The organism is Roseobacter insulae (genome assembly GCF_019375555.1).
Classification (GTDB): Bacteria; Pseudomonadota; Alphaproteobacteria; order Rhodobacterales; family Rhodobacteraceae; genus Roseobacter; species Roseobacter insulae.
This window is the reverse complement of sequence record NZ_JAHXDN010000001.1, coordinates 621,443-648,025: the sequence shown is the minus strand read 5'-3', so window position 1 is coordinate 648,025 and position 26,583 is coordinate 621,443. Positions and strand designations below refer to the sequence as shown.

22 protein-coding genes are annotated in these 26,583 nt (G+C 59.4%); 8 read left to right on the top strand and 14 right to left on the bottom strand.

Annotated features, from left to right (window positions below; genetic code table 11):
• Positions 1-7: 7 nt before the first annotated feature.
• The 6 genes from KX928_RS03155 to KX928_RS03130 all read right to left on the bottom strand — a co-directional run bounded on the left by KX928_RS03155 (position 8) and on the right by KX928_RS03130 (position 6,128).
• The gene (locus KX928_RS03155; protein WP_219498821.1) at positions 8-790 is read right to left on the bottom strand and encodes a phosphodiesterase; all 783 of its coding nucleotides are present in this window, start codon (positions 788-790) and stop codon (positions 8-10) included.
• Positions 787-1,614: a metallophosphoesterase gene (locus KX928_RS03150; RefSeq protein WP_219498818.1), complete on the bottom strand. Its 828-nt coding sequence runs from the start codon at positions 1,612-1,614 to the stop codon at positions 787-789. The genes KX928_RS03155 and KX928_RS03150 overlap by 4 nt, the downstream gene beginning before the upstream one ends.
• An 84-nt stretch (positions 1,615-1,698) precedes the next feature.
• On the bottom strand, positions 1,699-2,946 hold the full coding sequence (locus tag KX928_RS03145; RefSeq protein WP_219498815.1) for an ABC transporter substrate-binding protein: 1,248 nt from the start codon (positions 2,944-2,946) through the stop codon (positions 1,699-1,701).
• 101 nt (positions 2,947-3,047) lie between these two features.
• Positions 3,048-4,010: a carbohydrate ABC transporter permease gene (locus KX928_RS03140; RefSeq protein ID WP_219498812.1), complete on the bottom strand. Its 963-nt coding sequence runs from the start codon at positions 4,008-4,010 to the stop codon at positions 3,048-3,050.
• On the bottom strand, positions 4,007-4,972 hold the full coding sequence (locus KX928_RS03135; RefSeq protein ID WP_219498808.1) for a carbohydrate ABC transporter permease: 966 nt from the start codon (positions 4,970-4,972) through the stop codon (positions 4,007-4,009). Before KX928_RS03135 ends, KX928_RS03140 begins: the two co-directional genes overlap by 4 nt.
• 1 nt (position 4,973) lies before the next feature.
• Positions 4,974-6,128, bottom strand: coding sequence for an ABC transporter ATP-binding protein (locus tag KX928_RS03130; RefSeq protein ID WP_219498806.1), 1,155 nt, complete (start codon positions 6,126-6,128; stop codon positions 4,974-4,976).
• A gap of 108 nt (positions 6,129-6,236) precedes the next feature.
• On the opposite strand from KX928_RS03130, the gene KX928_RS03125 reads away from it, so the two are divergent.
• Positions 6,237-7,100 (top strand): LysR family transcriptional regulator, encoded by an 864-nt coding sequence (locus KX928_RS03125; protein ID WP_219498803.1) that lies wholly within the window; start codon positions 6,237-6,239, stop codon positions 7,098-7,100.
• A gap of 650 nt (positions 7,101-7,750) precedes the next feature.
• On the opposite strand, the gene KX928_RS03120 is transcribed toward KX928_RS03125, so the two are convergent.
• Entirely contained in the window at positions 7,751-8,353 is a 603-nt protein-coding gene (locus KX928_RS03120; protein WP_219498800.1) for an alpha-ketoglutarate-dependent dioxygenase AlkB family protein, read from the bottom strand.
• A 211-nt stretch (positions 8,354-8,564) separates the two neighbouring features.
• Between KX928_RS03120 and dnaK the strand changes: the two genes are divergently transcribed.
• From dnaK to radC, 3 genes are all read left to right on the top strand, one after another.
• Positions 8,565-10,475, top strand: coding sequence for a molecular chaperone DnaK (dnaK, locus tag KX928_RS03115; RefSeq protein ID WP_219498798.1), 1,911 nt, complete (start codon positions 8,565-8,567; stop codon positions 10,473-10,475).
• Between the two features lie 77 nt (positions 10,476-10,552).
• Positions 10,553-11,704 (top strand): molecular chaperone DnaJ, encoded by a 1,152-nt coding sequence (dnaJ, locus tag KX928_RS03110; protein WP_219498795.1) that lies wholly within the window; start codon positions 10,553-10,555, stop codon positions 11,702-11,704.
• 215 nt (positions 11,705-11,919) lie between these two features.
• Complete coding sequence (gene radC, locus KX928_RS03105; RefSeq protein ID WP_219498791.1) at positions 11,920-12,681, top strand: RadC family protein; 762 nt, start codon at positions 11,920-11,922, stop codon at positions 12,679-12,681.
• Between the two features lie 2 nt (positions 12,682-12,683).
• Here radC and KX928_RS03100 read toward each other — a convergent pair whose 3' ends face one another.
• From KX928_RS03100 to secA, 3 genes are all read right to left on the bottom strand, one after another.
• Positions 12,684-14,243 carry a substrate-binding domain-containing protein gene (locus tag KX928_RS03100; RefSeq protein WP_219498788.1) on the bottom strand — a complete coding sequence of 520 codons (1,560 nt, stop codon included), beginning with the start codon at positions 14,241-14,243 and terminating at the stop codon, positions 12,684-12,686.
• A gap of 22 nt (positions 14,244-14,265) precedes the next feature.
• Positions 14,266-15,294, bottom strand: coding sequence for a hypothetical protein (locus tag KX928_RS03095; protein ID WP_219498785.1), 1,029 nt, complete (start codon positions 15,292-15,294; stop codon positions 14,266-14,268).
• Positions 15,295-15,401: 107 nt separating this feature from the next.
• On the bottom strand, positions 15,402-18,110 hold the full coding sequence (gene secA, locus KX928_RS03090) for a preprotein translocase subunit SecA (protein ID WP_219498782.1): 2,709 nt from the start codon (positions 18,108-18,110) through the stop codon (positions 15,402-15,404).
• A gap of 173 nt (positions 18,111-18,283) precedes the next feature.
• Between secA and KX928_RS03085 the strand changes: the two genes are divergently transcribed.
• From KX928_RS03085 to KX928_RS23930, 4 genes are all read left to right on the top strand, one after another.
• A complete protein-coding gene (locus KX928_RS03085) occupies positions 18,284-19,147 on the top strand; it encodes a peptidylprolyl isomerase (RefSeq protein WP_219498779.1) in 864 nt (287 codons plus the stop codon).
• Between the two features lie 6 nt (positions 19,148-19,153).
• Positions 19,154-20,380 (top strand): bifunctional glutamate N-acetyltransferase/amino-acid acetyltransferase ArgJ, encoded by a 1,227-nt coding sequence (argJ, locus tag KX928_RS03080; protein ID WP_219498775.1) that lies wholly within the window; start codon positions 19,154-19,156, stop codon positions 20,378-20,380.
• Complete coding sequence (gene mutT, locus KX928_RS03075; RefSeq protein WP_219498772.1) at positions 20,377-20,784, top strand: 8-oxo-dGTP diphosphatase MutT; 408 nt, start codon at positions 20,377-20,379, stop codon at positions 20,782-20,784. Before argJ ends, mutT begins: the two co-directional genes overlap by 4 nt.
• Positions 20,785-20,913: 129 nt before the next feature.
• A complete protein-coding gene (locus tag KX928_RS23930; RefSeq protein ID WP_257883492.1) occupies positions 20,914-21,048 on the top strand; it encodes a hypothetical protein in 135 nt (44 codons plus the stop codon).
• 71 nt (positions 21,049-21,119) lie between these two features.
• On the opposite strand, the gene infB is transcribed toward KX928_RS23930, so the two are convergent.
• From infB to rimP, 4 genes are read right to left on the bottom strand one after another with little or no spacing between them, the layout of a single operon-like run.
• On the bottom strand, positions 21,120-23,600 hold the full coding sequence (infB, locus tag KX928_RS03070) for a translation initiation factor IF-2 (RefSeq protein WP_219498770.1): 2,481 nt from the start codon (positions 23,598-23,600) through the stop codon (positions 21,120-21,122).
• 9 nt (positions 23,601-23,609) lie between these two features.
• Complete coding sequence (locus KX928_RS03065; RefSeq protein WP_219500073.1) at positions 23,610-24,230, bottom strand: RNA-binding protein; 621 nt, start codon at positions 24,228-24,230, stop codon at positions 23,610-23,612.
• Positions 24,231-24,252: 22 nt separating this feature from the next.
• Complete coding sequence (gene nusA, locus KX928_RS03060) at positions 24,253-25,872, bottom strand: transcription termination factor NusA (protein ID WP_219498767.1); 1,620 nt, start codon at positions 25,870-25,872, stop codon at positions 24,253-24,255.
• Positions 25,873-26,463: a ribosome maturation factor RimP gene (gene rimP, locus KX928_RS03055; protein WP_219498764.1), complete on the bottom strand. Its 591-nt coding sequence runs from the start codon at positions 26,461-26,463 to the stop codon at positions 25,873-25,875.
• Positions 26,464-26,583: the final 120 nt, after the last annotated feature.

The following is a 26,583-nucleotide window of genomic DNA, read 5'->3' as shown; positions in this document are numbered from 1 at the left end:
GTTGGCGCTATAAGTCGAACCTTTCGGATCTGTCGGTGAAGTCGTGCAGGTGAACCGTGACCTGGTCATCGCCCAGCAGAACAACCCCATTGGCCGGTGGTTCGAAGGTGCCGGAAATGCGGTCAGCGGGCGCATCCAGATCGAGCGCGACCTGATGGTTCAGCCCCCGCATGCAGGAATAGCTGATGCCGCGCCAATTGCCCCAGATGGCGCGATGCACATGGCCAAGGAACAGGTGGCGAATGCGCGCGGTATGCGGTGCGATCACGGCGTGAAACGCCTCGGCATCCTGCAGCATGATCCGGTCCATGGCGGCGATCCCAACCGGACAAGGGGGGTGGTGCATGAACATCAGGATCGGATCTTCAGGCGTTTCGAGGTGCCCGCGCAACCAATCGCGCCGCGCCGCGCAATAGGCCCCGCCGTGCCCTTCCGGAGCCGTGGTATCGAGCAGCAGAAACCGCCCGGCCTCTGTGTCGATGGCCGTTTGCACAAAGCCGTTTTTGTCCTGCGGCGTGTCCGGAAATGTCTCTGAAAATGCCCCTGTATCGTCGTGGTTTCCCACCATCAGATGCACTGGCATGTGCAAATTGCCTATCTCATTGGAGAAGCGTGCATAGGCGTCGGCATCACCCCAATGGGTCAGATCGCCGGTCACCACGACAAACGCCGCATCGCCATGTTCGGCGTTGATCGACTGCACCGCCACCGCCAACCGCGCCGCCGGGTTCTGCCCATAAAGCAAACCATCGCCTGTCACATGGGTGTCGGTGAGGTGAATGAATTTCATTCCGCGGCCACCGGCTTCGCCCAGTCATCCCATGCGGTGCCGGTTTTGTGCACCGGCCCGTCCCAGGCAAAGGGGATCTGATGAATGGTCGTTGCGCCAGCATCGATGACGATGACGAAATAGGCCGGGGGCAATGGGCCGCCGGTCAACATCTCTGTTTCCCTCAGGTCCGGAATGGATTGGTTGCCAGTCGACGGCACGCTGGCGAAGGGAATGCGGCAATAGGTGCCGTGGATCGGCGCGTGCACGTGGCCGAAATGGATATACTCGATCCGGTCCCGATGGGCTTCAAGCACCGCGCGGAACCCGGAGCGGTCTTCAGGCACCAGTGCGATTTTATCCTCGGCGGGCAGGCCCAGCGTCATCGGATTGTGGTGCAGAAACAGCCGCGCGCGATCTGCGCCTTCAAGCGCGCCTGCAAGCCAGTCACAGCGATCTGCGCCGAAATGGCCCGCATGTGTCCTGGGCGCGCAGGTGTCGAGGTAAATCAGGCGCAGGCCATCCACCTCTTCGAAGTGATTGACGTAGCCGGATGGGTCCTTCGGGTACTCGGGAAAGGCGTTCTGAAACGCCGCGCGATCATCGTGATTGCCGATCATCAGGCGGACCGGCACGACAAACGCGTCTATCGCGTCTTTCAGCGCGTCGAAGGCCCTGGGTTCCCCCCAATGGGTCAGATCGCCCGTGATGATCAGGCGCGTGGCATCGCCGTGATGCGTTTCCACATGGGCCAAGGCTTGCGCAAAGCGCGCGTGGGGGTCGAGACCGCCCATCTGTTCACCGGGCACGGTGAGATGGATGTCGGACATGTGGATGAGCTTCATGGCGGCTCCTCCTGCGTTCAGATGTTGGATTTCGTCCGGAAAGGGCGAGGGGGATGTCTCCCCCCCCGCCGGGTCACATCAGGCTCAGCCGTTGGGCAAGAGGTCAGCAACCTCTTCCACCATCTCCTGCTGGAGCTCTTTCATGTCGGTGGCATCACCCGTCACGATCCGCTCAATGCTGTCATAGATCACCTGCGTGATCGCCAGACCGTTGTCGCCGGGATAGGCCAGCCAGTCGCGCAGCAGGGGCAGCTGATCCACGGCCGTCTGCTTGTTGGGGTTCTGCTCGTAGAAGTCGGCCAGGATGATTTCGTTGGCGGCCTTGTTCGGGGGCATGTAGCCCGTCGTCTTGGCCACTTCCGCAGCGCCTTCACCGGACGTGATGTATTTGAGCCATGTCCACGCAGCTTCGCGCACCTTTGGGTCGTCTGACGTCGAGGTCAGCATCGCCGCGTTACCACCCGCCGGCAGGCCCATCGGCGCATCGCCCAGACCCGGGAACGGGCCGGTCACCAGCTCGAAATCGCCTTGGCTCCGCTCAACCGCACCCAGGGCGGATGTGGACCAGAACATCATGCCGATGTCACCGGCCGAGAAGGACGAAAGTGCGGCTTTCCATTCGAGGTTCTGCATCTCGCACTCGGTGAAGATCTCCTGCATCTGCTCAAGTGCAACCAGCGTTTCAGGGCTGTCGAGCGTGACGCGACCGTCTTCGACAATGGCCTTGTCCTGGCTCCACAGCAGCGCTTGCATGAACCAGTTGCCGGTGATGTTCCACCCCCAGAAGATCGGGTTGTCGATGCCGTTGGCCTTCATTGTCTGGCAAGCGGCGATCACGTCGTCCCAAGTCTGGGGCAGTGAGTCGATGCCGCCAGCGCACAGGATGTCCATGTTGTAATAGCCGACCGGCAGCGAAATCGAGAATGGCAGGCCATAGACTTTGTCATCAAAGGTCGACAGCGACAGCATGGCCTGATGGTAGCCGTCCTTTTCAAAGTCAGCTTCGGCGGCGATAAAGGTCTCCAGCGACTGGGCAATGCCCTTGTCCACCAGCGGCGCCTGACGGTTCAGGCCGCGCATGGTCACATCGGGAAGGTTGCCCGCGACGGCCTCGCGCAGAACGGTGTTGGTACCGTCTTCATAGGATTCGTACGTGGCCCGAAACTTTACTTCGATGTTGGGATGCGCCTCCTGGAAGGCCGGCATCATCGCCTCGTAGGTCACGTCAAAGAGGTGGCTGTACGGATAGGCGAACTCGATTGTTACCTTGTCCTCGGCGAGCGCGGCACTGGCAGATAAAGCCAAGACCATTGCAGTTGTGGTCAGTTTCATTAGGTTTGCTCCTGTTGCCCGGGGAGGTGCGATTTGGCGATTGGCAGACCCCGGTGATTGTGCCCCTGCGGGGCTATGGGTAGGGCGGGAGCGATCCCGCCTTACTTCATTCCAGACAATGTGATCCCCTCGATAAAGCGGCGTTGTGCGATCAGAAACGCGACGATCAGCGGTGTGACAATGACGGTGGCCGTGGCCATCATGGGGCCAAAGAATGACCCGTCCCCATCGCCCTTGAACTCACGCAGACCAAGTGGAGGCGTGAACAAATCCCGGTTGCCGGTGACCACGATGCGCGGCCAGAAATAGTCGTTCCAGTGGGCCACGATGCTGAAGATGGCAAAGGCCAGTAGCGCCGGGATGGCTGTCGGCAGCATCACGCGCCAGACGATGGCGAATTCGCTCATCCCATCCATACGCGCGGCATCGATCAGATCATCCGGCACTGTCATGAAAAACTGGCGCATCAGAAATATCCCGAAGACCGAGATCGTCCAGGGCACGACCAAAGCCGCATAGGTGTTGGTCAGTCCCAGCTTTGCCAGCATGATGTAAAGCGGCAGCGCGATGGCATGGACCGGGATCAGCAGGCAAAAGAGCACCAGCCCGAAGACCGCCTCGCGGCCCCAGAACCTCAGTTTGGCCAGCGCATAGGCGGCAGGCAGGGCCACCACGATCTGGATCAGAAAAATGGATACGGTGACAATGACGCCATTCAGCAGATATCGCAGCAAGGGCGCTTCGGTGAAGGCCTTGGTGTAGTTGAAAACCGCGGGGCGGATAGAACAGGCAGCCTCTGTCTCCGCCAATAACGCTGACTGAACCCCCGCATCGTCCTGCCCGGGAAACTGCGACCGCGCTGCTTCGATATCGGCGCGGTCCGGCTGGCGCAAGGCCACGCAACGCGGGTCGATCATCATCTCCTGACGGCCAAAAAATCCCCCTTCGCCGCGGTCAATCTCGCCCGGACTTTTGAACGAATAGCTGACCATCATATAGAACGGTGCCAGCACGATGATCGCGCCGAGGATGAGTATCAGATGCTTGAGCCAGTCGCGTGTCATCCGTAGTGAACCCTGCGCTCGACCAGCCAGCGCTGGATCAGGGTCAGGAACATCACAAAGATCAGGAATAGCATGGTGATAGCGGAGCCGATGCCGATCAGGTTTTGCTGCACACCCTTCTCGAAGATCGCGAACATCATCACGTAGGCAGATTTGTTCGGGCCGCCGCCCTGCGGCCAAAATGCCTCAATCGTGTCAAAGACCTGAAAGGCGCGGATACAGGAGATCGTCACGACAAACACGGTCGTTGGCCCAAGCGCGGGCCACGTGACCAGCCGGAACCGCTCCCACGCGCTTTTTGCGCCGTCCACTTCGGCGGCGTGGTACAACTCGCGGTGCACGGATGTCAGCCCTGCAAGGTACAGGACCATGTTGAAGCCGAACCCTTGCCAGATGCCAATGAAGCACACCACCCAGATCGCATAATCGCGATCCCCGAGCCACAGCGGAAACCCGTCAGCGCATCCACTTTTAAAGAACGAAATGGCCTCCGCCCACGTGCCACAGGCCATCGCCAGCGTGCGATTCACCATCCCGATGGTCGGATGCAACATGAACTCCCATGCGATGGCCATCGCCAGCAGCGTTGCCATAACGGGCAGAAAATAAATGGTCTTGTAGATGTCCCCGATCCGGCCCAGCGAATGCACCAGCATGGCCGCACCAAGCCCCAGGCCGACGGAGATCGGCACCACCGTCACCACATAGGTGAACGTCGCTATGAACATCTTTTCATAGGTCGAGCGGGTGAAAAGTCTCTCGTAGTTCTGCGCCCCAACCCAGTCAAATCCCGGATTGCCCAACGAGTAGTTGCTGAAAGACAGCACGCCTGCGACGAACACCGGGACCAGCAGGATCAACACCATCAGCGCCAGCGCCGGGGCTGTAAGGCCCCAGGCCGTCCGCGCTTGCCGGGTCTCTGGCTTGGCGTGCGCGACCGCCCTTGTGTCAATCACCGCCATCTCAGGCGACCTCGCTTGTCATGCCGGCCATGGCTTCGACTTTGCGCAAGCGCTTTCCGTCAGGGTCAAAGACCATTGCCGCCTGTGTGTCGAAGCCCAGCCCGACCTCTGCTCCAAGCCCCAGCATTTGCCGCTGGGCTGGCGTCGCCCGCAGGGTGACGCGCAATGCGTCGTCGTTGAGTGCAATCTGGGCAAAGACTTCGGAGCCGAGGTTTTCGAAATGCGCCACCCGACCCGTCAGGCGCGGCGCATGCTGCGTCAGGTGCAGCGCTTCGGGTCGCAGCCCAAGCTGCATGACCTCCGGCGCGGCATTTGTCACACGCCACTCCAGCGACCTGCCAAACAGGTACAGGCCGGTGCCCGATCGCTCCAGCGGAAGGATATTGATCTTCGGGGACCCGATGAACTCGGCCACGCGAATGTCGTCGGGGTCTTCGTAAATGATGTCAGGTGCCGCGCATTGCAGGATCTCGCCGCCCATCATCACGGCAATACGGTCCGACATCGTCATTGCTTCCACTTGGTCGTGGGTCACGTAGATGAATGTTGCCCCAAGGGTCCGGTGCAGTTCTGCGATTTCCGCGCGCGTCTGAACCCGCAATTTCGCATCGAGGTTTGAAAGGGGTTCATCCAGCAGGAACGCAGCCGGGTTCCGAACAAGCGCCCGGCCCAACGCCACACGCTGCCGCTGCCCACCGGACAATTGCCCGGGTTTGCGATCCAACAACGCGCCAATCTCCAGCATTTCTGCTGCGCGGCTGACCTGGCTTGCAATGCGTTGTCTGCGCGCTTTCGCGCCCGGCATCAAACCGCCCACAACGGGCAGTCGCTGGAGCCCGGTCAGTTCGCGCATGCGCAGCGGAACGGCGATGTTCTCGCCCACGCTGAGATGCGGGTAAAGCGCATAGGATTGAAACACCATGGACAGGTTGCGATCCGCGGCACGCGTGGCCGTCACATCAACACCCCCAAGGGTAACGCTGCCCGTCGTCGGCGCCTCAAGCCCCGCGATGATGCGCAACAGCGTGGACTTTCCACAACCTGACGGGCCTACGAGCGAGACGAATTCGCCGTTCGCCACATCCAGAGAAACACCTTTCAGAACCGGCGTTTCCCCAAAGCGTTTGGTGATCGATGTGATCGACAGTTGAGCCATGCGATTCCCCCTAGGAACAGGCCGACCTTACGTCGGTGCAGGCTTAAGTTTTGTGACGTCATATTAGTGAAACCGATGGGTGCTATGGGTGATGGGAAAGGATCTGCCGTGCGCCCGAACCACCACCAATTCGAAGCCTTTGCCTATGTCGTTCGTGAAGGCAGTTTTTCTGCGGCCGCAGCCCGGTTGGGTGTGACGCAATCCACAATCACCCAGCATATTGCCAAGCTTGAAAACAGCGTCGGCACTGTGCTGCTGCTCCGGGGCCGTGATGGTGTGGAGCTTACCCCGACCGGGCAGGATTTCTATGATCTCGCTGACCGCATGGTCGCTCTTGATGCAGAAGTCTCCGAACGTTTGGAGGGGTTCAACGCGATGCAGGAGGGCAGGCTGAAAGTTATCGGCAATGCGCCGCAGCCCGCCTTGAAGATTATCGCCCAGTTCCGGCAGCGCTATCCGGATATTCGCGTTGACTTCGGGTTACATGACTGGACAACGGCCACATCGATGATCCGCAGCAGGTTGGCCGATGTCGGGCTGATCACGGATGCACCGGAACATGAAACCTGGGAGCGTATCCACATCGAGCAATCGCATTACGTCCTCTATTGCCCTGCGAATCATCGATTTGCCCAGCAAGACGATGTGTCGCTGACCGAGCTTCAACAAGAAACGCTCATTGTGCCGGAAAAGGGCTCGCTCACACAACGTTTGCTTGGCCAGACATGTAAAGACCACGGGATCACGCTGACCCGTACGGTCACGATGACAACCTTTCCGCTGATGTGCGAAGCCGTGTTGCAGGGCATTGGCGTCGCGCTGTTTCTGCGCAACAGCAGCCTGATTCAGGACAACATCGCACAGATCGCCATACGCGAGATGCCGGACTCGCAGGATACGTATCTGATCGCCACCAAGGACCGCACCCGTTTGAAACTGGTCGCGGAATTCATCAATGCAGCCTTTGTGTGAAAGTTTGCGTCCTCCACCGGGCGTTGGCCCGCAGCATCGGCGGCTTGTCAGACATCAGTCATTCTGGCAATGCCCCGCGCATCTTCCAGCTCAAAACCAAGATGGAGAAATCTGCTACGGTCACAGAATGGGACGCATGAACGCAGGCCTGCTCAGGGTCTCTGCTTTTGTGAAAGAACTCCTACTTGTTCTGGTAAGAGAGGTCATTTCTGTCCAATGATCCGGCCGCTGTTTCAGGCTTGGCGTTTCGGGTGACCGTGGGAAGTTTGACCTTTGGCGTGGTTTACCCTCCAATCCGCTCTGCAAACCCAGACATCAGCATCGCGCTGACGTCAGCAATCCAGCGGCGTTTGAAACGAAGGCTTTTCAGTCGACCATCCTCTGAGCGCTGCTGCAGGCACATTGGGTCCCTTCGAACCCCTTCCGGCATCTTGAGCAGCCGCAGGCAGGTCTGGGTGCGCAGAGGGTCAATGGCAGCTCTTACTCCGACCTGTGAATGTGAGCTTTGCTAAATGTTGCTTCTCCTTGAGTGGCTGTTTCTCCTGCTGCGCGGCGGCCGATTTCCGCGCCCCTGCGGTGCTTCTTACGCTGCGAACACACGCAGCAGGTTTTGACCCTTTCGGTGTGGGTTCAAACCTGCCGTCAAACTGCTAGCCGACAACGCGCAGGGTCAGGTTGATCCGTCCGCCTCTGGGCAAGAGAGACGACGACCCGAACCTGATCCGGTCGACACCATGGTGAGCCAGACGCGCGGTGCCGCCCATGACCACCACGTCACCGGAGTGCAACCAGATCGATCGGGTTTTGTCACCACGCTGCGGGCCACCCATTCGAAACAGGCCATCATCGCCCAAGGAGACAGACACCACGGGCCAGTCGAAGCTGCTTTCGTCCTTGTCCTGGTGCATCCCCATTCGCGCGCCTTCGCCGTAGTAGTTGATCAGGCAGCACTCGGGCCGATGGGCCAACCCGGTGAGGTCATGCCAGATATCCAGGACACTTTGTGGCATTGGCGGCCACGCCATCCCCTGCGGATGAGTTTCGGCGTACCGATAGCCGCGCCGGTCGGTGATCCATCCGAATGTGCCCGCTGCGGTCATCCGCACCGACATCGCTTTGCCGCGTGGTGTCACCGGGGCGAAAAACGGCGCCAACCGCACCACCTGTCGCAAGTCCTCCAGCAGACCGCGCTGCGCCTCAACGGACAGGTAGGATTTGTGAATGTCGAACCCCGCGACCGTCAAATGTGCCATCCATCCTCCGGGATTATCAAAATACGCCAAAATTGTACCAAGATTCCTCATACACCCGGTCTCTAAAGGTTGCAGCGCGCGAGGCCCCTCCTTATATACCCTCCGAACCGCGTGAGGCGACCCGCTTCATGTGTATTGAGATCGGGGCAGCGGCGCCATAACGGGCCAATCGCTCCGTGTCATCGCCTTGAGTAAATGAGGGATCTAAAACATGGCCAAAGTCATTGGTATCGACCTGGGGACGACCAACAGCTGCATTTCCATCATGGACGGCAGCCAGCCCCGTGTAATTGAAAACTCCGAAGGCGCGCGGACAACACCGTCCATCGTCGCTTTCACGGATGACGAGCGCCTCGTGGGTCAGCCCGCGAAACGGCAAGCCGTCACCAACCCCGAAAACACCATCTTCGGCGTCAAGCGTCTGATCGGTCGTCGGTTCGACGACGCGGACCTCGCCAAGGACAAGAAGAACATGCCGTTCAACGTCATCGACGGCGGCAATGGCGACGCCTGGGTGGAAGCCAAGGGGGAGAAATACTCCCCGAGCCAAATCTCCGCCTTCATCCTTGGCAAGATGAAAGAGACCGCTGAATCGTATCTCGGCGAAGAGGTGACCCAGGCGGTCATCACCGTGCCTGCCTATTTCAACGACGCCCAGCGTCAGGCCACTAAGGATGCGGGTAAGATCGCGGGCCTTGAAGTGCTGCGGATCATCAACGAGCCGACAGCCGCGGCCCTCGCCTATGGGCTCGATAAGGAAAACACGCAAACCATCGCGGTCTACGACCTCGGCGGTGGGACCTTCGACGTGACCATCCTCGAAATCGATGACGGCCTTTTCGAAGTGAAATCCACCAACGGTGACACCTTCCTCGGTGGCGAGGACTTCGACATGCGCATCGTGAACTACCTTGCGGATGAGTTCAAAAAAGAGCATCAGGTCGATCTGACGAAAGACAAGATGGCCCTGCAGCGTCTGAAAGAAGCCGCTGAAAAAGCCAAGATCGAACTGTCGAGCTCCAGCCAGACCGAGATCAACCAGCCGTTCATTTCCATGGGCGCCAACGGCCAGCCGCTGCATATGGTGATGAAGCTGACCCGTTCCAAGCTGGAAAGCCTCGTGAACGACCTGATCAAGAATTCGATCAAGCCATGCCAGGCCGCGCTGAAAGACGCGGGTCTGTCGCCCTCCGATATCGACGAGGTGGTTCTGGTTGGGGGTATGACCCGCATGCCGAAAGTGGTCGAGGAAGTCACCAAGTTCTTCGGCAAGGAGCCGCACAAGGGTGTGAACCCTGACGAAGTGGTTGCCATGGGTGCCGCCATTCAGGCCGGTGTTCTGCAAGGCGACGTCAAAGACGTGGTGCTGCTCGACGTGACACCGCTGTCGCTCGGCATCGAAACCCTCGGCGGCGTCTTCACCCGTCTCATTGACCGCAACACCACGATCCCCACCAAGAAAAGCCAGATCTTCTCCACCGCCGAGGACAACCAGAACGCTGTGACGATCCGGGTTTTCCAGGGGGAACGTGAAATGGCGTCCGACAACAAGATCCTCGGCGCTTTCAACCTGGAAAACATCCCGCCCGCCCCGCGCGGCATGCCGCAGATCGAAGTCACCTTCGACATTGACGCCAACGGCATCGTGTCGGTGGGTGCGATGGACAAGGGCACCGGCAAGGAGCAGAAGATCACGATCCAGGCTTCTGGCGGTCTGTCCGATGAAGACATCGAGAAAATGGTCAAGGACGCCGAAGAGAACGCGGAGGCCGATAAAGAGCGCCGCGAGCTGATCGAGGCGAAAAACCAGGCGGAGAGCCTTATCCACTCGACCGAGAAGTCGATCGAGGAGCACTCTGACAAGGTTGACCCGACCACGGTCGAAGCCATTGAGCTTGCAATCGCAGCGCTCAAGGACGAACTGGAATCCGACAATGCCGACAAGATCAAATCCGGCATCCAGAACGTGACCGAGGCCGCGATGAAACTGGGCGAGGCCATCTACAAAGCCGCTCAGGAAGACGGCGAGGACGTCGCCGAGGCGGCGGATGAACCGCATGGCGGCGAGGATGATATCGTCGACGCCGAGTTCGAAGACCTCGACGACGACAAGCGCGCGTGAACGACGCGTAACCCGGAACCACTGCATAGGCCGACCCCCGGGTCGGCCTCTCACGTTCCAGTAAGGGGACCCAGCTGATGGCAAAACGTGATTATTACGAGGTACTTGGCGTCGCCAAGGGAGCCTCGGCGGACGAGATCAAGAAAGGCTACCGCTCCAAGGCGAAAGAGCTGCATCCCGACCGTAACAAGGACAATCCGCAAGCCGAATCCCAATTCAAGGAAGCCAACGAGGCCTATGAAGTCCTCAAGGATGCCGACAAGAAGGCAGCCTATGACCGATATGGCCACGCGGCCTTTGAAGGCGGCATGGGTGGCGGTGGCAGGCCCGGCGGTGGCTTTGGTGGCGGACAAGGCGATTTCTCATCTGCATTTTCAGACGTTTTTGACGATCTCTTCGGCGACTTCATGGGTGGTCAACGCGGTGGCGGTGGGCGCCGTGCCGCACGCGGGTCCGACCTGCGGTACAACCTGAGCGTCACGCTGGAAGAGGCATATAACGGGCTGCAAAAAACCATCAACGTGCCTACATCCGTCGGCTGTGACAGCTGCAACGGCACGGGCGCTGAAGGCGGCTCCGAACCCACAACCTGTCCCACCTGTTCCGGCATGGGCAAGGTGCGGGCGCAACAGGGCTTCTTTACCGTTGAGCGGACCTGTCCCACCTGCTCGGGCCTTGGTCAGCACATCAAGAACCCCTGTAACTCCTGCCACGGGGCCGGACGTGTCGAAAAAGACCGGGCGCTGTCGGTGAACATTCCCGCCGGTGTTGAAACCGGTACGCGCATCCGGCTGGCGGGCGAGGGCGAAGCGGGCATGCGCGGCGGTCCTTCCGGAGATCTCTATATCTTCATCGAGGTGGCCGAGCATGAACTGTTCCAGCGTGATGGGGGCAACCTCTTCTGCCGTGTCCCCGTCTCCATGGCCAAGGCCGCTTTGGGCGGATCGATCGAAGTGCCGACCATCGACGGTGGCCGCGGACGTGTGCAAATCCCCGCTGGCAGCCAATCCGGTCGCCAGATGCGTCTGCGCGGTAAGGGCATGCCCGCCCTGCGCGGCGCGGGTGCGGGTGACATGTTCATAGAGCTTGCCGTCGAAACCCCGGTGAACCTGACAACGCGGCAAAAAGAGTTGCTGGCAGAGTTCGAGGATTTGTCAGAGAACAACAATCCGGAATCGTCCAGCTTCTTTTCCAGCGTCAAAACTTTCTGGGATTCGATGAAAGGGTAAGCCGGCCCGAACACAGGCCGCGCAAATATCGGTGAGCGGTTCCGTTGGAATTGCTCACCATATCGACCAAGTACAGGTACGAATGGCCAGGCCCGGTGCCTGGTTTTTTTGTGTTCCCGAGACGCCAGCGCGGGCAGTTCGATCTACTTGCAGGCAAGTCCGAATTTCGGCTTTGGATTAACCATTCGGAAACCATGATCCGGCACGCTTGCGGCATGTCTCAAGATTCAAACACATTTGCCGAATCCACGCTGCCGTTCCTGCTGGACGAGGCGGAGCCTGTACCGCTGCCTGCCGGTAAAACGCCTTCCTACATTGCCGATCACCGGAAGAGGTTGCGTGCACGGTTCATGGAAGGCGGTGCGGCCGCGATGCCGGACTATGAACTGCTGGAACTCGCGCTGTTCCGCGCGATTCCGCGGCGCGACGTCAAGCCGCTGGCGCGGGCGCTCATGGAACAGTTTGGCGATTTCAACCGGGTGGTTACAGCACCCGCAGAGCGCCTTCGCGACGTATCGGGCGTCGGCGAAGCGGTGATCACCGAGCTCAAGATCATCGAAGCTGCAGCACATCGCATGGCGCGCGCGAAAGTCATGCAGCAACATGTTCTCAGCAGTTGGGATGCGCTGCTGGACTATTGTCACACCACCATGGCGCATCGGGCGACGGAGCAGTTCCGCGTGCTTTATCTTGACCGGAAAAACGTGATCATTGCAGATGAAGAACAGGCAAAAGGAACCGTGGATCACGTACCGGTCTACCCGCGCGAGGTGGCAAAGCGCGCACTGGAACTGAATGCCAGCGCATTGATATTAGTTCATAATCATCCATCCGGTGATCCGACGCCTTCGCAGTCGGACATCACGATGACGGATCAGATCAACAATGCATGCATCGCCCTCGGCCTGACTTTGCATGATCATCTCATTATTGGAAAATCCCGAGAGCTGAGCTTCCGCAGCGAGGGGTACCTCTAGGTTCATCGCACCCAGACCTCGACACGGCGATTGGCCTGGCGGCCCCAGGCGCTGCTGTCACAGGCCATTGGCATGGCTTCACCAAATGCATCGACGTCCAACACAACCCGCTCCAGATCGGCGGTTTCCGCCGCCTGCACCACGGCTTGTTTCACGGCTTCCGCGCGGCGCAGGGCAATCCCCCTGTTGGCCACCGCCGGGCCGTCACCGTCACTGAAACCAACAAACAACAGACGGCGCGCATCATAGCGCCCCTGTTCAAGAGCGCGGGCCATTTGCTGCACGTTCGAGCGCGATTGCGCATCCAGTCGGACGGACCCGGCTTCGAACCTGAAGGACGTGGTCAGCCGCTTCATCGGTGAAAGGGTCGTGGTCATCCGCTGCAATTCCTGCAGGCTCGTTTCCGCCCCGGCGGCCGCAATAGCGTTGGCAAAACGGTTCCCCTGTTCATCCAAAGGGACCTCTTCGGGCGCCTGATCCACAAAACCCGCGCGCCGGATCACGATTTGCGCGGCGGGACCGCGTGTAAAGGCCAGAAACTCGCGCGCGATCTTGGGCAAACGGCGGGCGGGAAGATAGAGGAACATCGGTGCCGTGAGGGGATAATCTTCGGTCTTGATTGTCCGGCGCGTTGCACGCAATACCCGGCCACACTGACCTTTGAGGGTCAGCGGTTGCGCGTTGCCAACCTCGGCATAGCTGGCAGCACCCAAGGCAAAGGCATCGGACGCGACGGCCTGTGCAAGGTCAGCGCCACGACTGTGGCGGATGATGTTGGGTGACATCTGGAGACCCGCCGGCGCAATAATCTCATCGTCAATCGCCTGACCCAAGCCGGTTTCGGCCGCGGGCGCATGCAGGGTGATCGGTGCGTCCGGCCCCCCTAGGTCGGTCCAGTTGGTGATTTGTCCGGCATAGGCACGCGCCAGACTGAGCGGTGCGATATCGCGCACGGGATTATTCGGGGCCACGATGGGAACAACCGCGTCCAGCGCCAGAACCCGGCTGCGATTGTCATCGGTCATGTCACCCATGCCGGATTCGCGGGCGCGCAGCTGCTCATCGGGCCTGATTTCGCGCAAGGCCATCACGAGGTCCGCCTCATTGGCCAAAAGATCAGCGAAACCTTCATCGGTATTACTGACCCTGAAGAAAAACTCGGCGGCGAGCTTGCCGGTATCCGAATTCATCAGCCGGTAGGTGAAATGCGTCTTGTCCTGCGTTTCGCGCACCGCGTCGTAGCCATTGCGCAGGGCAAAGCCTTCGACCAGCGCGGGCATCAGAACGGCACCCATGGTTGCGGAACCCGAGATATAGAGTTCGGCCACGAAGTCCTGCAGGTTTGGGCATCCGGGGCCCTCGCATAGCACGCCCGACCCATCCACCGTCAGTTCGCCGTAGAGTGTTTCGATGCGGTAGAATTCCCCGTCGAACCCCAGGATGGTGCCGGTGAGCTCCACACGACCATCCCGCGACGTCAACGTGACGTCCTGCGCCCGGGCTGCCGGGAGGAAGGTGGAAAGGCAAAGTGCAGCGAAAATCGCTGCACGTCTCCATGTCATGTTAAGGTGCCTCGTCGCAGATTTAGTTCGATGCGACTGTCAGGTCTTGAAGCGGATTATTCAACACCAGAAAATCACCAATCGCATCACATCCCGGCACCGCCAGCGACAGGGCCTTGATGGGGAGAACCGCGCCCGCAACCAGTTTCAGGGCTTTCGCTTCAACCTCGCGTCCGCAATTCTTGTTGGTCACTTCTGTTTCCACGCTGAGTTCAAGCGCGTTCTGAGCAGCGGTGAGCTCGGACGGGTATGTGTAAACCTCGATCATCAGGCCATCGTCAGCGGAGCTGTCTCCGTGACGCGTAAGGAAACCGCCGCGTCCGTCAACAACTGCGGAGACGTCGCGCGCGGCACCGGCCCACACGTGTCCGGCATCCCCGTAAGATGCGCCGAATTCCCGGGCGTGGATTTGTACGGTATCCGCGCCCTGCCACTGCACAGCCACGCGGTCGTAAAGGGCGACGCCGGGAACTTGTGCGATGGCATCGACGCTATGCCCATTGGCAAATGCGACGGAGAATTCCGCCCGTTCCGACATGGCGGGAACGGCAACGTCAAGACCGCCGGTGTCAGAAGTTGTTTCGGTAAACTGCAATCCGTTGTGGCTGACCGTGACGCGCTCATTCTGCATGCAAGGCGCTGTCAGGCTCAATTTGACCATGGCTGCAGCATGGGGTTCGACCGTCATTTTCACCGGACAGACAAGTTGCGGATGCGTTTCCGGCGCGGCCGGTTTTTCGAGGCTGCTGATCAGCGCAGTTGCAATATCGACCGGCTCTTGGCGACTGGGGAGGATCTGGGGCGCCGCAACTTCCGCCGACGTCAGGGTGATGCCGCTGACGTCCAGAACCGGTTCATCGTTGGCGATCTCAAGATCAGCTGGTGCGGCGCGTTCCAGGGATAAGGCGCTTTGGGCTTTTATGTTTTCGACAGATGTCGTTGCCGATCCGTACCGCAACTCCGCAACCTCGCCGCTTTGCATGACGAAACCGATGCCGACAGCACAGGCCAAGGTGCCCACCGCTGTCATTATTTCTGTCTTATGCGACATTGCTTTGATCCCTCTCCACCAGTTGGAACAAAGTCTTAATGAAACGTAAACACGGCTGAGTTGTGGCCGTGCCGGGGAGTCATTCGGGCAAGAACATGGCAGTCAGCTCAGACGAGGCGCCCATGACAGTGCTTGAACTTCTTGCCGGAGCCACAGGGACAGGTCTCGTTTCGGCCAGGATTGCCCCATGTCGACGGATCGTCTTCAACAAATCCCTCGGCCGCCTGATCAGACAATTGCCCGTCTCCGCTGCTTGCAACGGCCGCGGCCGCGGCACCCTGGGCCGCGGCTTGCTGCGCTCTGATCTGCTCCAGCATCTCGCGTTGCTCATCTTCCGAGAGCGGTCTGATCTGCGACAGCTTCTGTGTGACGTCCTCGCGCAGGCTGTCGAGCATGCGCTCAAACAGCTGGAAAGATTCATTCTTGTATTCGTTCAGCGGGTCACGCTGGGCGTAACCACGGAAACCCACGACCGAGCGCAGATGTTCCAATGTCAGGAGATGCTCGCGCCACTTGCCGTCAATGGATTGCAGGAGCAGCTGCTTTTCGATGTTGCGCATGTTTTCGGAACCGAATTGTGCGGCCTTCTCGGTCATCAGCTTGTCGGTCGCTTCCACAAGGCGGTCCCGGATCGCCTCGTCATCCACCCCTTCTTCTTCCACCCAGTCGGGCACGGGCACGTCAACACTCAGCTGTTCCTTGACAGCAGCATAGAGCCCCTCTGAGTCCCACTGATCTGCATACGTATTGGGCGGCAGGTACTGATCGATAAGGTCATCGATCACCTGATGGCGCATATCCGTCGTGATCTCGGACAGGTCGGCGGCTTCCATGATGTCGCGCCGCTGCGTGAAGACAACTTTACGCTGTTCGTTCATCACGTCATCGAATTTCAATAGTTGCTTGCGGATGTCGAAGTTGCGGCCCTCGACCTTCGCCTGCGCACGTTCGAGCGATTTGTTGACCCAAGGGTGCACAATGGCTTCGCCTTCCTTGAGACCAAGGGTTGTCAGCACTTTCTCCAGCCGTTCGGAGCCGAAAATGCGCATCAGGTCATCTTCGAGGCTGAGGTAGAAGGAGGAGCGCCCGGGGTCACCCTGACGGCCGGATCGGCCGCGAAGCTGGTTGTCGATCCGGCGGCTTTCATGTCGCTCAGACGCCAGAACATAAAGACCACCAGCCTCCAGCACCTTGGCCTTCTCATCTGCGTGTTCCGCTTCGACCTTCGCACGGATGGCCTCGGGGTCCGCGTCGGGATCGGCGGCAATGGCGTTCATCACCTGCATATCAACGTTGCCACCCAATTGGATATCCGTACCACGGCCCGCCATGTTGGTGGCAATCGTCACCGCGCCGAACTTGCCGGCATCCGCCACGATCTGCGCTTCCTGTTCGTGCTGCCGGGCGTTCAGCACATTATGCTTGATGCCCGCCTCGGTCAGCAGATTACTCAGGATTTCCGACTTCTCGATGGAGGTGGTGCCCACCAGCGCGGGCTGGCCCTTGGCATTGCTTTCCTTGATCTGCTCCAGCATCGCCGCATATTTCTCGCGCACGGTGCGGTAGACCTGGTCATCCTCATCCACGCGGGCAATCGGCTTGTTGGTGGGCACTTCGACCACGCCCAACCCGTAGATTTCCTGAAACTCCTCCGCTTCGGTCAGCGCGGTGCCGGTCATCCCGGCCAGCTTGTCATAAAGCCGGAAATAGTTCTGAAATGTTACGGATGCGAGCGTCACGTTCTCTGGTTTGATCGCGACGTTCTCTTTGGCCTCAATGGCCTGATGCAGACCATCCGACAGCCGCCGCCCGGCCATCATCCGGCCCGTGAATTCATCGATCAGAACCACGTCGTCGTCGCGGACAATGTAATCCTTGTCACGTTGAAAGAGCTTATGCGCCCGCAACCCCTGGTTCACGTGGTGGACGATGGTCGTGCTTTCCGGATCATAGAGGGTCTGCCCCTCTTCAAGCAGTTCGCGGGACCGCAGCAGGTCTTCGAGGAATTCGTTCCCTTCGTCGGTGAAGGTTACATTGCGGGTTTTCTCATCCAGCTCGAAATGCGACGCGTCCAGCTCCGGGATCACCTGATCGATGACCTTGTACATTTCCGAGCGGTCCTGCGACGGGCCGGAGATGATCAGTGGCGTACGTGCTTCGTCGATCAGGATGGAATCGACCTCATCCACGATTGCGAAATTGTGCTGCTTCTGGAAAATCTGGCTGAGCTCGGATTTCATATTGTCGCGCAGATAGTCGAAGCCCAGTTCGTTGTTCGTCGCGTAGGTGATGTCGCTCTCGTAGGCCGCGCGCTTGTCTTCCTCGGTCATTTCCGAGTGGGCAACGCCCGTTGTCAGACCCAAAGCACCAAAGACCTGACCCATCCACGCCGCATCCCGCTTGGCGAGGTATTCGTTCACCGTCACGATATGAACGCCCTTGCCGGTCAGCGCATTCAGATAGGCGGCAAAGGTCGCCGTCAGGGTCTTGCCCTCGCCCGTTTTCTGCTCGGCGATGTTGCCCTGGTGCAGGAACACTGCACCCATCAGCTGTGTGTCAAACGCCCGCAGACCCAGCGCACGCCGCGCGGCTTCGCGGCAGTTTGCGAAAGCTTCGGGCAAAAGATCATCGAGGCGTTCCCCGTCCAGGGCACGCTTGCGCAGCTCTTCGGTTTTCTGTTTGATGCCGTCGTCTGTCAGCTTCTCGAATTCCGGCTCAAGCGCGTTGATCTTGTCGATCAGCGGGCGGGTCGCTTTGACTTTGCGGTCATTGGGCGTGCCAAAGACCTTTTTTGCGATTGTTCCGATGCCCAGCATGCGTTCTCCAGCCGAAGTTTAGGTAATGGTGCCGATCTGCTTGCTCGTCTACGATGCAGCCCATAGATAGGAATAGAACGAAGCTCTCTTGCGACGCCCATAGGGCGATGTAAGGGTCACGCCAAACCGTGTCAATGTCGCGCCCTACCGTGACGCATCCATAGGACCGATCCATGCAAAAACATCTCAAAATCCTGGCCACGGCCGCGCTTATGGCCAGCATCGCATCACAGGTCTGGGCACAGGACGACGCTGCCGCGGAGCCCGTCACCGCACAGACGGTCGTGGCAACCGTGAATGGTGTTGAAATAAAGCTCGGCCATATGATCGCGGCGCGCGCCAGCCTGCCGCAGCAGTATCAGGAACTGGCGGATGACGTGCTCTATGATGGCATTTTGGAGCAGCTCGTGCAGCAAAGCGCGCTGGCGCAGAAATTCGAAGGGGATTTGCCGCCGCGTGTCGCCATGTCGCTGGACAACGAGAAAAGATCACTGATCGCTGCGGAAGTTGTCGAGGCCGTGCTGGCCGAAGCGGTGACCGAGGATGCGGTGCAAGAACTCTATGACAGACAGTATGGTGATATCGACCCCGAGGAGGAGTATAACGCATCGCATATTCTGGTGGAAACCGAAGAAGAAGCGCTGGCCGTCAAGGAGACTATCGATGGCGGTGCCGATTTCGCAGCCACAGCGCGCGAGAAATCCACAGGTCCTTCCGGCCCGGGTGGTGGAGAGTTGGGTTGGTTCGGAGCGGGCATGATGGTGCCGACTTTTGAAGCCGCCACCATTGCGCTGAGCGTTGGTGAGGTCTCCGCGCCGGTTCAGACCCAGTTCGGCTGGCATATCATCAAGCTCAACGACACACGCAAAGCAGCCATTCCCACCATCGAGGAAGTACGCGGCGATTTGACAAACGAGATACGTCAGATGGCGGCGCAACAGGCGATTACCGAGGCGGCCGATGCAGCCGATGTCCAGTTGCCGGCTGATCAGGAGATCGACCCCGCCGTTCTGAAACAGATTGACCTGCTGGAATAGCACGGAATGGCCACGATTTCGTCTGTTTCGCCGCTGGCGCCCGATGCTTTTCCCGATCTTCCGGTCATTGAAGGTGTAACTTTCTCGACAGTCGCGGCTGGTGTTCGCTATCAGGGCCGCACCGATGTGATGCTGGCAAAACTGATCCCCGGCACAGCACTTGCTGGCGTATTTACCACCTCCGCCACGCGGTCCGCGCCAGTGCTCGATTGTCAGGACAAGCTGGGCAGGGCGAGCGAAGACGGAGCCGCAATTCTGGTGAATTCCGGCAACTCCAACGCCTTTACCGGCAAGGGTGGTGTATCGGCCGTAGAAGAAATTACGGCGGCGACCGCAGCAGCCTGTGACGTTCCGCAATCGCGCGTATTCACGGCGTCTACCGGCGTGATTGGCGAACCACTCCCGTTTGAAAAGATCACCGCGCATCTGACCGCGTTGGCCAGCCAGTTGGATACCTCTGGGATTGCTGCCGCCGCCCGGGCGATCATGACGACCGATACCTTCCCGAAGGGCGCGGGCACCGAGGTCAAGATTGCTGGACAGACGGTAAAGATCGCCGGCATCGCAAAGGGGTCCGGCATGATTGCCCCCGACATGGCAACGATGCTTGTCTACATCTTCACCGATGCCAAGCTGCCGCAGGCCGAATTGCAGGCGATGGTATCCGGCCACAACGCGCAAACATTCAATTGCATCACGGTGGACAGTGACACTTCTACATCGGACACGCTGATCGTCGCGGCGACCGGCGCATCCGGCGTTGATGTAAGCGGCGATCTTGCCTTCTCCGACGCCCTGCACGGCGTGATGCTGGACCTTGCACATCAGGTGGTACGGGATGGCGAAGGCGCAACCAAGTTCGTGGAGATCACGGTTACCGGCGCGGCCAGTGACCGGGATGCAAAAACGCATGCGATGTCGATTGCCAATTCCCCTCTCGTGAAAACGGCCATTGCCGGGGAGGATCCGAACTGGGGTCGCGTTGTCATGGCCATCGGGAAATCCGGCGCCGCGGCGGACCGGGATCGTCTGTCCATTCGGTTTGGCGACGTTGTGGTCGCGGAGAATGGCTGGGTCAGTGAAGGTTATGATGAGGCCAAGGCAGCGGGTCACATGAAGGGCGAAGAGCTTTTCATCGGTGTCGACATCGGTCTCGGCGAAGGCCGCTCGACAGTATGGACCTGCGATCTGACGCACGGCTACATCGACATCAACGCTGACTACAGATCATGACATCAAAAAAGGTTGTTCTGGTGTCAGCTGTGGCGCTTATCGATGTAGACGGGCGCGTTCTGCTGGCACAACGCCCGGCGGGAAAATCAATGGCCGGGCTGTGGGAGTTTCCCGGCGGAAAGGTGGAGCCGGGTGAAACCCCCGAGGCCGCATTGATCCGCGAGTTGCACGAGGAGCTCGGCATCGCCACATGGGCGTCCTGCCTCGCACCACTGACATTTGCCAGCCACAGCTACGATGATTTCCATCTCCTGATGCCGCTCTTCGCATGCCGAAAGTGGGACGGCGCACCGCAATCGCGCGAGGGTCAAAGCCTGAAATGGGTGCGCGCCTCAGCCCTCAAAGACTACCCGATGCCCGCGGCAGACGTTCCTTTAATTCCGATTCTCCGGGATTGGCTCTAGGCAAATTTCCTCTTACGTGAATCCGTTTGCGATTTTTCGCCTATTCCGGGCAATTAACTATATTTTTATTACAATCGGTCAAACTTCATTGCACGATTATCTTGTCATTATCCTGGGGAGGAAAAGGGCATGTTACGGACAATCACACTGGGAAGTGCCGTATCAATTCAGGGAACCTATGTTCGGGCGTTACCAGACGGCCGGATTGTGGTGAAAGTCGACGATACAAGCTACGCAGGCCTGCCGGTCACCAAAGCGGCCTGAACGCACCACCAGTAAAGCAAAAGGGACAGCACGGTGCTGTCCCTTTTTCGTTCTTGTATGTGTCTTTCAACTTAGCTGAGCGTGCGGGTGATCTCTTCACGCTCGAAAATCTCGATCACGTCGTCTGCACGAATGTCATCGTAGTTCTCGAACGCCATACCGCATTCCTGACCTGACTGCACTTCGGCGACTTCATCCTTGAAGCGCTTCAGCGTTTTTAGCGTTCCTTCGTGAATCACCACGTTATCGCGAAGCAGGCGGACCCCGGCGGATCGACGGGCCACGCCTTCGGTGACCAGACAGCCAGCGACCTTGCCAACACCGGTGACCTTGAAGACTTCCTTGATCGTTGCATACCCGATGAAATTCTCGCGGATTTCTGCGCTGAGCAGGCCAGAGGCGGCCGCTTTCACATCGTCCACAAGGTCATAGATCACCGAATAATACCGGATTTCGACACCTTTCTGGTTTGCCGTGTTGCGTGCCGAGGCGTTTGCACGGACGTTGAAGCCCATGATCGGCGCCTGGCTCGCTTCGGCGAGGCCGACATCCGTTTCCGTGATCGCGCCCACGCCTGAATGCAGCACGCGCACGCGCACCTCGTCGTTACCGATTTTCTCCATCGCCTGAACGATCGCTTCGGCAGATCCCTGCACATCGGCCTTGACCAGAATTGGCAGTTCGCTGACATTCTCGTCCGCCTTGGCATTGGCCATCAGCTGTTCAAGTGTCGTCGCGGCACCGGCAGCGGCGCGTTTGTCCTTGGCGGCCTGTTCACGGTAAGCCGCGATTTCGCGTGCCTGCGCTTCGGTTTCAGTGACGTTCAGAACGTCACCCGCTTCGGGTGTGCCATTCAGGCCCAGAACCTCGACCGGAACAGACGGCCCCGCTTCCTTGACGCGGTTACCCTGATCGTCGATCAGCGCCCGGACTTTACCATACTGCTCACCCACGACGAAGATATCACCCTGACGCAAGGTGCCGTTCTGCACCAGAACAGTCGCGACCGGCCCGCGGCCCACATCAAGCTGCGCTTCGATCACGGCACCTTGTGCGGCGCGGTCGGGGTTGGCTTTCAGCTCCAGGATCTCCGCCTGCAGCGCAATGGCTTCCAGCAGTTCATCAAGGCCCTGGCCGGTGATGGCCGACACTTCGACATCCTGTACCTCGCCCGACATCTTCTCGACGATGACCTCATGCTGCAGCAGATCCGTCCGCACCTTGTCGGGATCAGCCGCCGGGCGGTCGATCTTGTTGATCGCCACGATCATCGGCACCTCGGCGGCCTTCGCATGATTGATCGCCTCGATGGTCTGCGGCATCACCGCGTCATCGGCGGCCACAACCAGCACGACGATATCGGTGACCTGCGCACCGCGCGACCGCATCGACGTAAACGCAGCGTGACCGGGCGTATCGAGGAAGCTGAGCACCTGTCCGCCGTCGGTTTTCACCTGGTAGGCGCCGATGTGCTGCGTGATGCCGCCCGCTTCACCGGCAACAACCTTGGCGTTGCGGATCGCGTCTAGAAGCGACGTTTTACCGTGGTCAACATGGCCCATGATCGTGATGACCGGCGGCCGCGGCTTGAGGTCCTTGTCGTCGTCTTCAACCTCTTTGATCACGTCTTCCACATCGGAATCAGACACGCGGACAACCTTGTGACCAAATTCCTCGATGATCAGTTCGGCGGTATCCGCATCAATCGTTTCGTTCTGCGTGAGCATCATACCGTTGTTCATCAACGCCTTGACGACTTCGCCAACCCGCTCGGCCATCCGGTTCGCCAGTTCAGAAACGACAATCGCTTCCGGCAATTGCACTTCGCGCACAACCTTTTCACGTTCGACACTGCCGCCCATGGCTTTCTGACGCGCGCGCTCCTGCTTGCGCTTCATTGCCGCCATGGAGCGTTGACGCCCGCCCTCGCCGCCAGAAAGCGCCTGGTTCAGCGTCAGCTTGCCGGAGCGACGATTATCCTCACCGCCCTTGCCCCCGCGTTTGTTGTTGTCCCGGTCGCGGTCCTGCTGCTTGCGGGGCGCGGCTTCCGGCGCCTTCGTGCTGGTCGGACGTGCGACCACAGGCTCTTCGACCGGCGCAGCCGCAGCTTTGGCGGCATCTTCCGCTTCCTGTTTGCGGCGCGCATCTTCCTCGGCCTTCGCCTTAAGGCTCTCCTCGCGCTCCCGTTCAACGCGTTCTTTTTCTTCCTGTTCAGCCCGGCGGCGCTCACGATCTTCGGCGCGCGCCTTCTCCTCGGCCTGACGTGACGCGGCCTCTTCCGCCTCACGGGCTTTTGCCGCTTGAACAGCCTTCAGCCGACGCTCCATTTCCGCGTCGGAAATGCCGGCTGGCCGTTTCGACGGATCACCGGTTGCCGCACTGCCTCCGGCGCTGGCTTTGCCTGCACCCGGTTTCGGCACCACAACGCGCTTGCGTTTGGTCTCCACCACGACGTTTTTGGTCCGTCCGTGGCTAAAGCTTTGCTTTACGTTGCCCGGACGCGCAGCACCGCCACGCAGACCCAATGTTTTTTTGCCGTCAGTATCGCTCATGAAGCTCGTCTATCCTTTCGAGTGGCCCTTGCCACCCTCGTTTTCGCGCACGCCTTTAAGTCGTTGGGCTTCCTCTACAACACGTTGAGTGAGTCCACCAGAGGCGAGCGCCCCATGTATCACAGTTTGACGACCGAATGCCAAACCCAATTCGTCCGCTGTCAGGCAGCCAATGTAATGGCCGAAATGCGGCGTGCTTAATTTCGATTTCCCACGTCCCGATCCATCAACCGCCTGAATCAGCACTTCGGCTTCCTCCATTTGAAGCCAGCTTTTCACTTTTTCGTACCCGGCAACGGCCTTTCCCGCCTTGCGCTGGAGCGAGATCAGCTCCACCACACGCCGCACCAGTTGACGCTCGATCTCCGCAATCAGATCATCCGGCACCGTCACGGGCTGTTTGGCACCACGCGAAAACAGACCCTTTTTGATGGCCTTTTCCAGCGCGGCACGATCCGCGGCCACATACATGCCGCGTCCCGGCAGTTTCCCCCGAATATCCGGAAAAATCTGCCCATCCGGGCCAGCGACAAAGCGGATCAGCCCGAATTTCGGCTGCACCTCGCCCGTGGCAAGACATTTGCGTTCAGGACCGTCGGTGCGGTCTTTGGGAGCGCCACCGCGACCCATCATGAGACCCCGAGGCCTGAGATCAGACCTCGGTCTCCTCCGCTTCTTCTGCGTCCAGCTCTTCTTCGGCCTCAGCCTCCAGATCCGCCGGATCAACCCAGCCCAACATGACGCGTGCGGTCATGATCAATTGCTGCGCTTCTTCCAAGGACACATCGAAGGGTTCCAGAACACCATCGTCTTTCACGCGTTCGCCATCCACCGTCGTCCAGCCGCCCGCCAGTTCCCAATCCGCACAGGTTGCGAAGTCTTCAAGCGTTTTCACATCATCTTTGGCCAGTGCCTCAATCATCTGGGGTGTCAGCCCCTCAAATTCAACCAGGCTGTCCTCAACACCCAGCGCCCGCGCGCTTTCCAGGGCCGCCTTGTTCTGCGCTTCCAGGACATCCCGGGCACGGGCTTGAAGCTCGTTGGCGGTGTCTTCGTCGACACCGTCGATGACCAGCAGTTCGTCCAGCTCGACATAGGCCACCTCTTCGAGGTTGGAGAATCCTTCAGACACCAGAAGCTGGGCAAAGAACTCATCAAGGTCGAGATTGTCGACAAAGAGCTTGGTGCGCAGCTCGAACTCGGCCTGACGGCGCGCGCTTTCCTGCTCTTCGGTCATGATGTCGATATCGAGCCCGGTCAGTTGGGACGCGAGGCGCACGTTCTGACCGCGGCGGCCAATCGCAAGGCTCAGTTGCTCTTCCGGGACCACGACTTCGATCTTGCCAGCTTCCTCGTCCAGAACCACTTTGGATACTTCGGCCGGTTGCAATGCGTTCACAAGGAAGGTGGGCTGGTCTTCGTTCCACGGGATAATGTCGATCTTCTCACCCTGCAGCTCGTTCACGACGGCCTGCACCCGGCTGCCGCGCATACCAACACAGGCACCCACGGGGTCGATCGAGTTGTCATAGGAAATCACCGCGATCTTCGCACGGCTACCCGGATCGCGGGCAACCGCCTTGATCTCGATGATGCCGTCGTAGATTTCCGGCACTTCCATTTTGAACAGCTCGGCCATGAATTCCGGCGCGGTGCGGCTGAGGAAAATCTGCGGACCGCGCTGCTCACGGCGCACGTCCTTGATATAGACACGAATACGATCATTCGGGCGGTAGCTCTCGCGGCCGATTTTCTCGTTCCGACGCAGGATCGCCTCGCCGGCACCCACATCGACGATGACGTTGCCATATTCCTCACGCTTGACGAGACCATTGATGATCGTCCCTGCGCGGTCTTTGAATTCCTCGAACTGACGATCACGTTCCGCTTCGCGCACTTTTTGCAGGATGACCTGCTTGGCGGATTGCGCGGCGATCCGGCCCATTTCCACGGGCGGGACTTCTTCGACAAAAGTGTCGCCGACCTTGGGATCATCCAGATACTGCTTGGCCTGCTCCACCGTGAACTCGGCCTGATAGTTTTCCAGCTCCTCATCCTCGACCACGGTGCGCACCCGGGTGAATGTGGCCCGACCCGTCTTGCGGTCGATGGAGACACGAATATCCATCTCGGCGCCGTAACGGGACTTCGCCGCGCGGGCGAGCGATTCTTCCATCGCCTCGACCACAAGATTTGGGTCGATCATCTTTTCACGTGCGACCGCCTCGGCGGTTTGCAACAGCTCAAGCTGGTTTGCTGATGTGATTGCCATTTATTCGTCTCCCTCAGCGGACTCTCCCGACGCTACCTCGTCGGAAATTTCGTCAAACTTCGTTTCGTCAATTGCGCCCGCAGCCTTGCGCTGTCGCAGCATTTCCTTGATCAGATCGTCGGTCAGCACAAGCTTTGCATCGCTGAGCCAGTCAAACTTCAGCCCAATCGTGCCCTCGGTCACGTTGATCAGAACCTCGTCATCTTCGACACCGGCCAATTCCCCCTTGAACCGGCGGCGCCCATCGATCATCTCGCCGGTTTCGATCTTGGCCTCATAGCCTTCGAACATCTCGAAATCCTTCAGACGTGTCAGCGGACGGTCGATCCCGGGGCTGGAGACTTCCAGCGTGTATTCATCGAGAATCGGGTCTTCGACGTCCAGAATCGCGCTCACGGCCTGGCTGATCTCTGCACAATCATCAACCTCGATGCCCCCCTCGGGCTTATCCGCCATGATCTGCAGGATCGTGGATTTGCCCGACATCAGGCGCACGCGCACCAGTTCGAACCCCATATCCTCGATCACCGGTGTGATGATCTCGGCCATGCGGCGATCGATGGCAGCTTTGGCTATCAGGTCGTTGGTCATACTTCTTTCAGGCACAAAAAAACGGGCGCGCGGCCCGTATCGTGTTTCGGTGGTGCGTTTGGTTTGGACCCGAACGCGCCGCTGTTATCGTGGATATACGCATCAGACGAGGAGTCTGCA

Excerpts from the sequence above, each read along its gene's own strand:
- KX928_RS03155 (WP_219498821.1), bottom strand. The coding sequence starts at position 790 with ATGAAATTCATTCACCTCACCGACACCCATGTGACAGGCGATGGTTTG.
- KX928_RS03150 (WP_219498818.1), bottom strand. The coding sequence starts at position 1,614 with ATGAAGCTCATCCACATGTCCGACATCCATCTCACCGTGCCCGGTGAA.
- KX928_RS03145 (WP_219498815.1), bottom strand. The coding sequence starts at position 2,946 with ATGAAACTGACCACAACTGCAATGGTCTTGGCTTTATCTGCCAGTGCC.
- KX928_RS03140 (WP_219498812.1), bottom strand. The coding sequence starts at position 4,010 with ATGACACGCGACTGGCTCAAGCATCTGATACTCATCCTCGGCGCGATC.
- KX928_RS03135 (WP_219498808.1), bottom strand. The coding sequence starts at position 4,972 with ATGGCGGTGATTGACACAAGGGCGGTCGCGCACGCCAAGCCAGAGACC.
- KX928_RS03130 (WP_219498806.1), bottom strand. The coding sequence starts at position 6,128 with ATGGCTCAACTGTCGATCACATCGATCACCAAACGCTTTGGGGAAACG.
- KX928_RS03120 (WP_219498800.1), bottom strand. The coding sequence starts at position 8,353 with ATGGCACATTTGACGGTCGCGGGGTTCGACATTCACAAATCCTACCTG.
- dnaK (WP_219498798.1), top strand. The coding sequence starts at position 8,565 with ATGGCCAAAGTCATTGGTATCGACCTGGGGACGACCAACAGCTGCATT.
- dnaJ (WP_219498795.1), top strand. The coding sequence starts at position 10,553 with ATGGCAAAACGTGATTATTACGAGGTACTTGGCGTCGCCAAGGGAGCC.
- radC (WP_219498791.1), top strand. The coding sequence starts at position 11,920 with ATGTCTCAAGATTCAAACACATTTGCCGAATCCACGCTGCCGTTCCTG.
- KX928_RS03100 (WP_219498788.1), bottom strand. The coding sequence starts at position 14,243 with ATGACATGGAGACGTGCAGCGATTTTCGCTGCACTTTGCCTTTCCACC.
- KX928_RS03095 (WP_219498785.1), bottom strand. The coding sequence starts at position 15,294 with ATGTCGCATAAGACAGAAATAATGACAGCGGTGGGCACCTTGGCCTGT.
- secA (WP_219498782.1), bottom strand. The coding sequence starts at position 18,110 with ATGCTGGGCATCGGAACAATCGCAAAAAAGGTCTTTGGCACGCCCAAT.
- KX928_RS03085 (WP_219498779.1), top strand. The coding sequence starts at position 18,284 with ATGCAAAAACATCTCAAAATCCTGGCCACGGCCGCGCTTATGGCCAGC.
- argJ (WP_219498775.1), top strand. The coding sequence starts at position 19,154 with ATGGCCACGATTTCGTCTGTTTCGCCGCTGGCGCCCGATGCTTTTCCC.
- mutT (WP_219498772.1), top strand. The coding sequence starts at position 20,377 with ATGACATCAAAAAAGGTTGTTCTGGTGTCAGCTGTGGCGCTTATCGAT.
- KX928_RS23930 (WP_257883492.1), top strand. The coding sequence starts at position 20,914 with ATGTTACGGACAATCACACTGGGAAGTGCCGTATCAATTCAGGGAACC.
- infB (WP_219498770.1), bottom strand. The coding sequence starts at position 23,600 with ATGAGCGATACTGACGGCAAAAAAACATTGGGTCTGCGTGGCGGTGCT.
- KX928_RS03065 (WP_219500073.1), bottom strand. The coding sequence starts at position 24,230 with ATGGGTCGCGGTGGCGCTCCCAAAGACCGCACCGACGGTCCTGAACGC.
- nusA (WP_219498767.1), bottom strand. The coding sequence starts at position 25,872 with ATGGCAATCACATCAGCAAACCAGCTTGAGCTGTTGCAAACCGCCGAG.
- rimP (WP_219498764.1), bottom strand. The coding sequence starts at position 26,463 with ATGACCAACGACCTGATAGCCAAAGCTGCCATCGATCGCCGCATGGCC.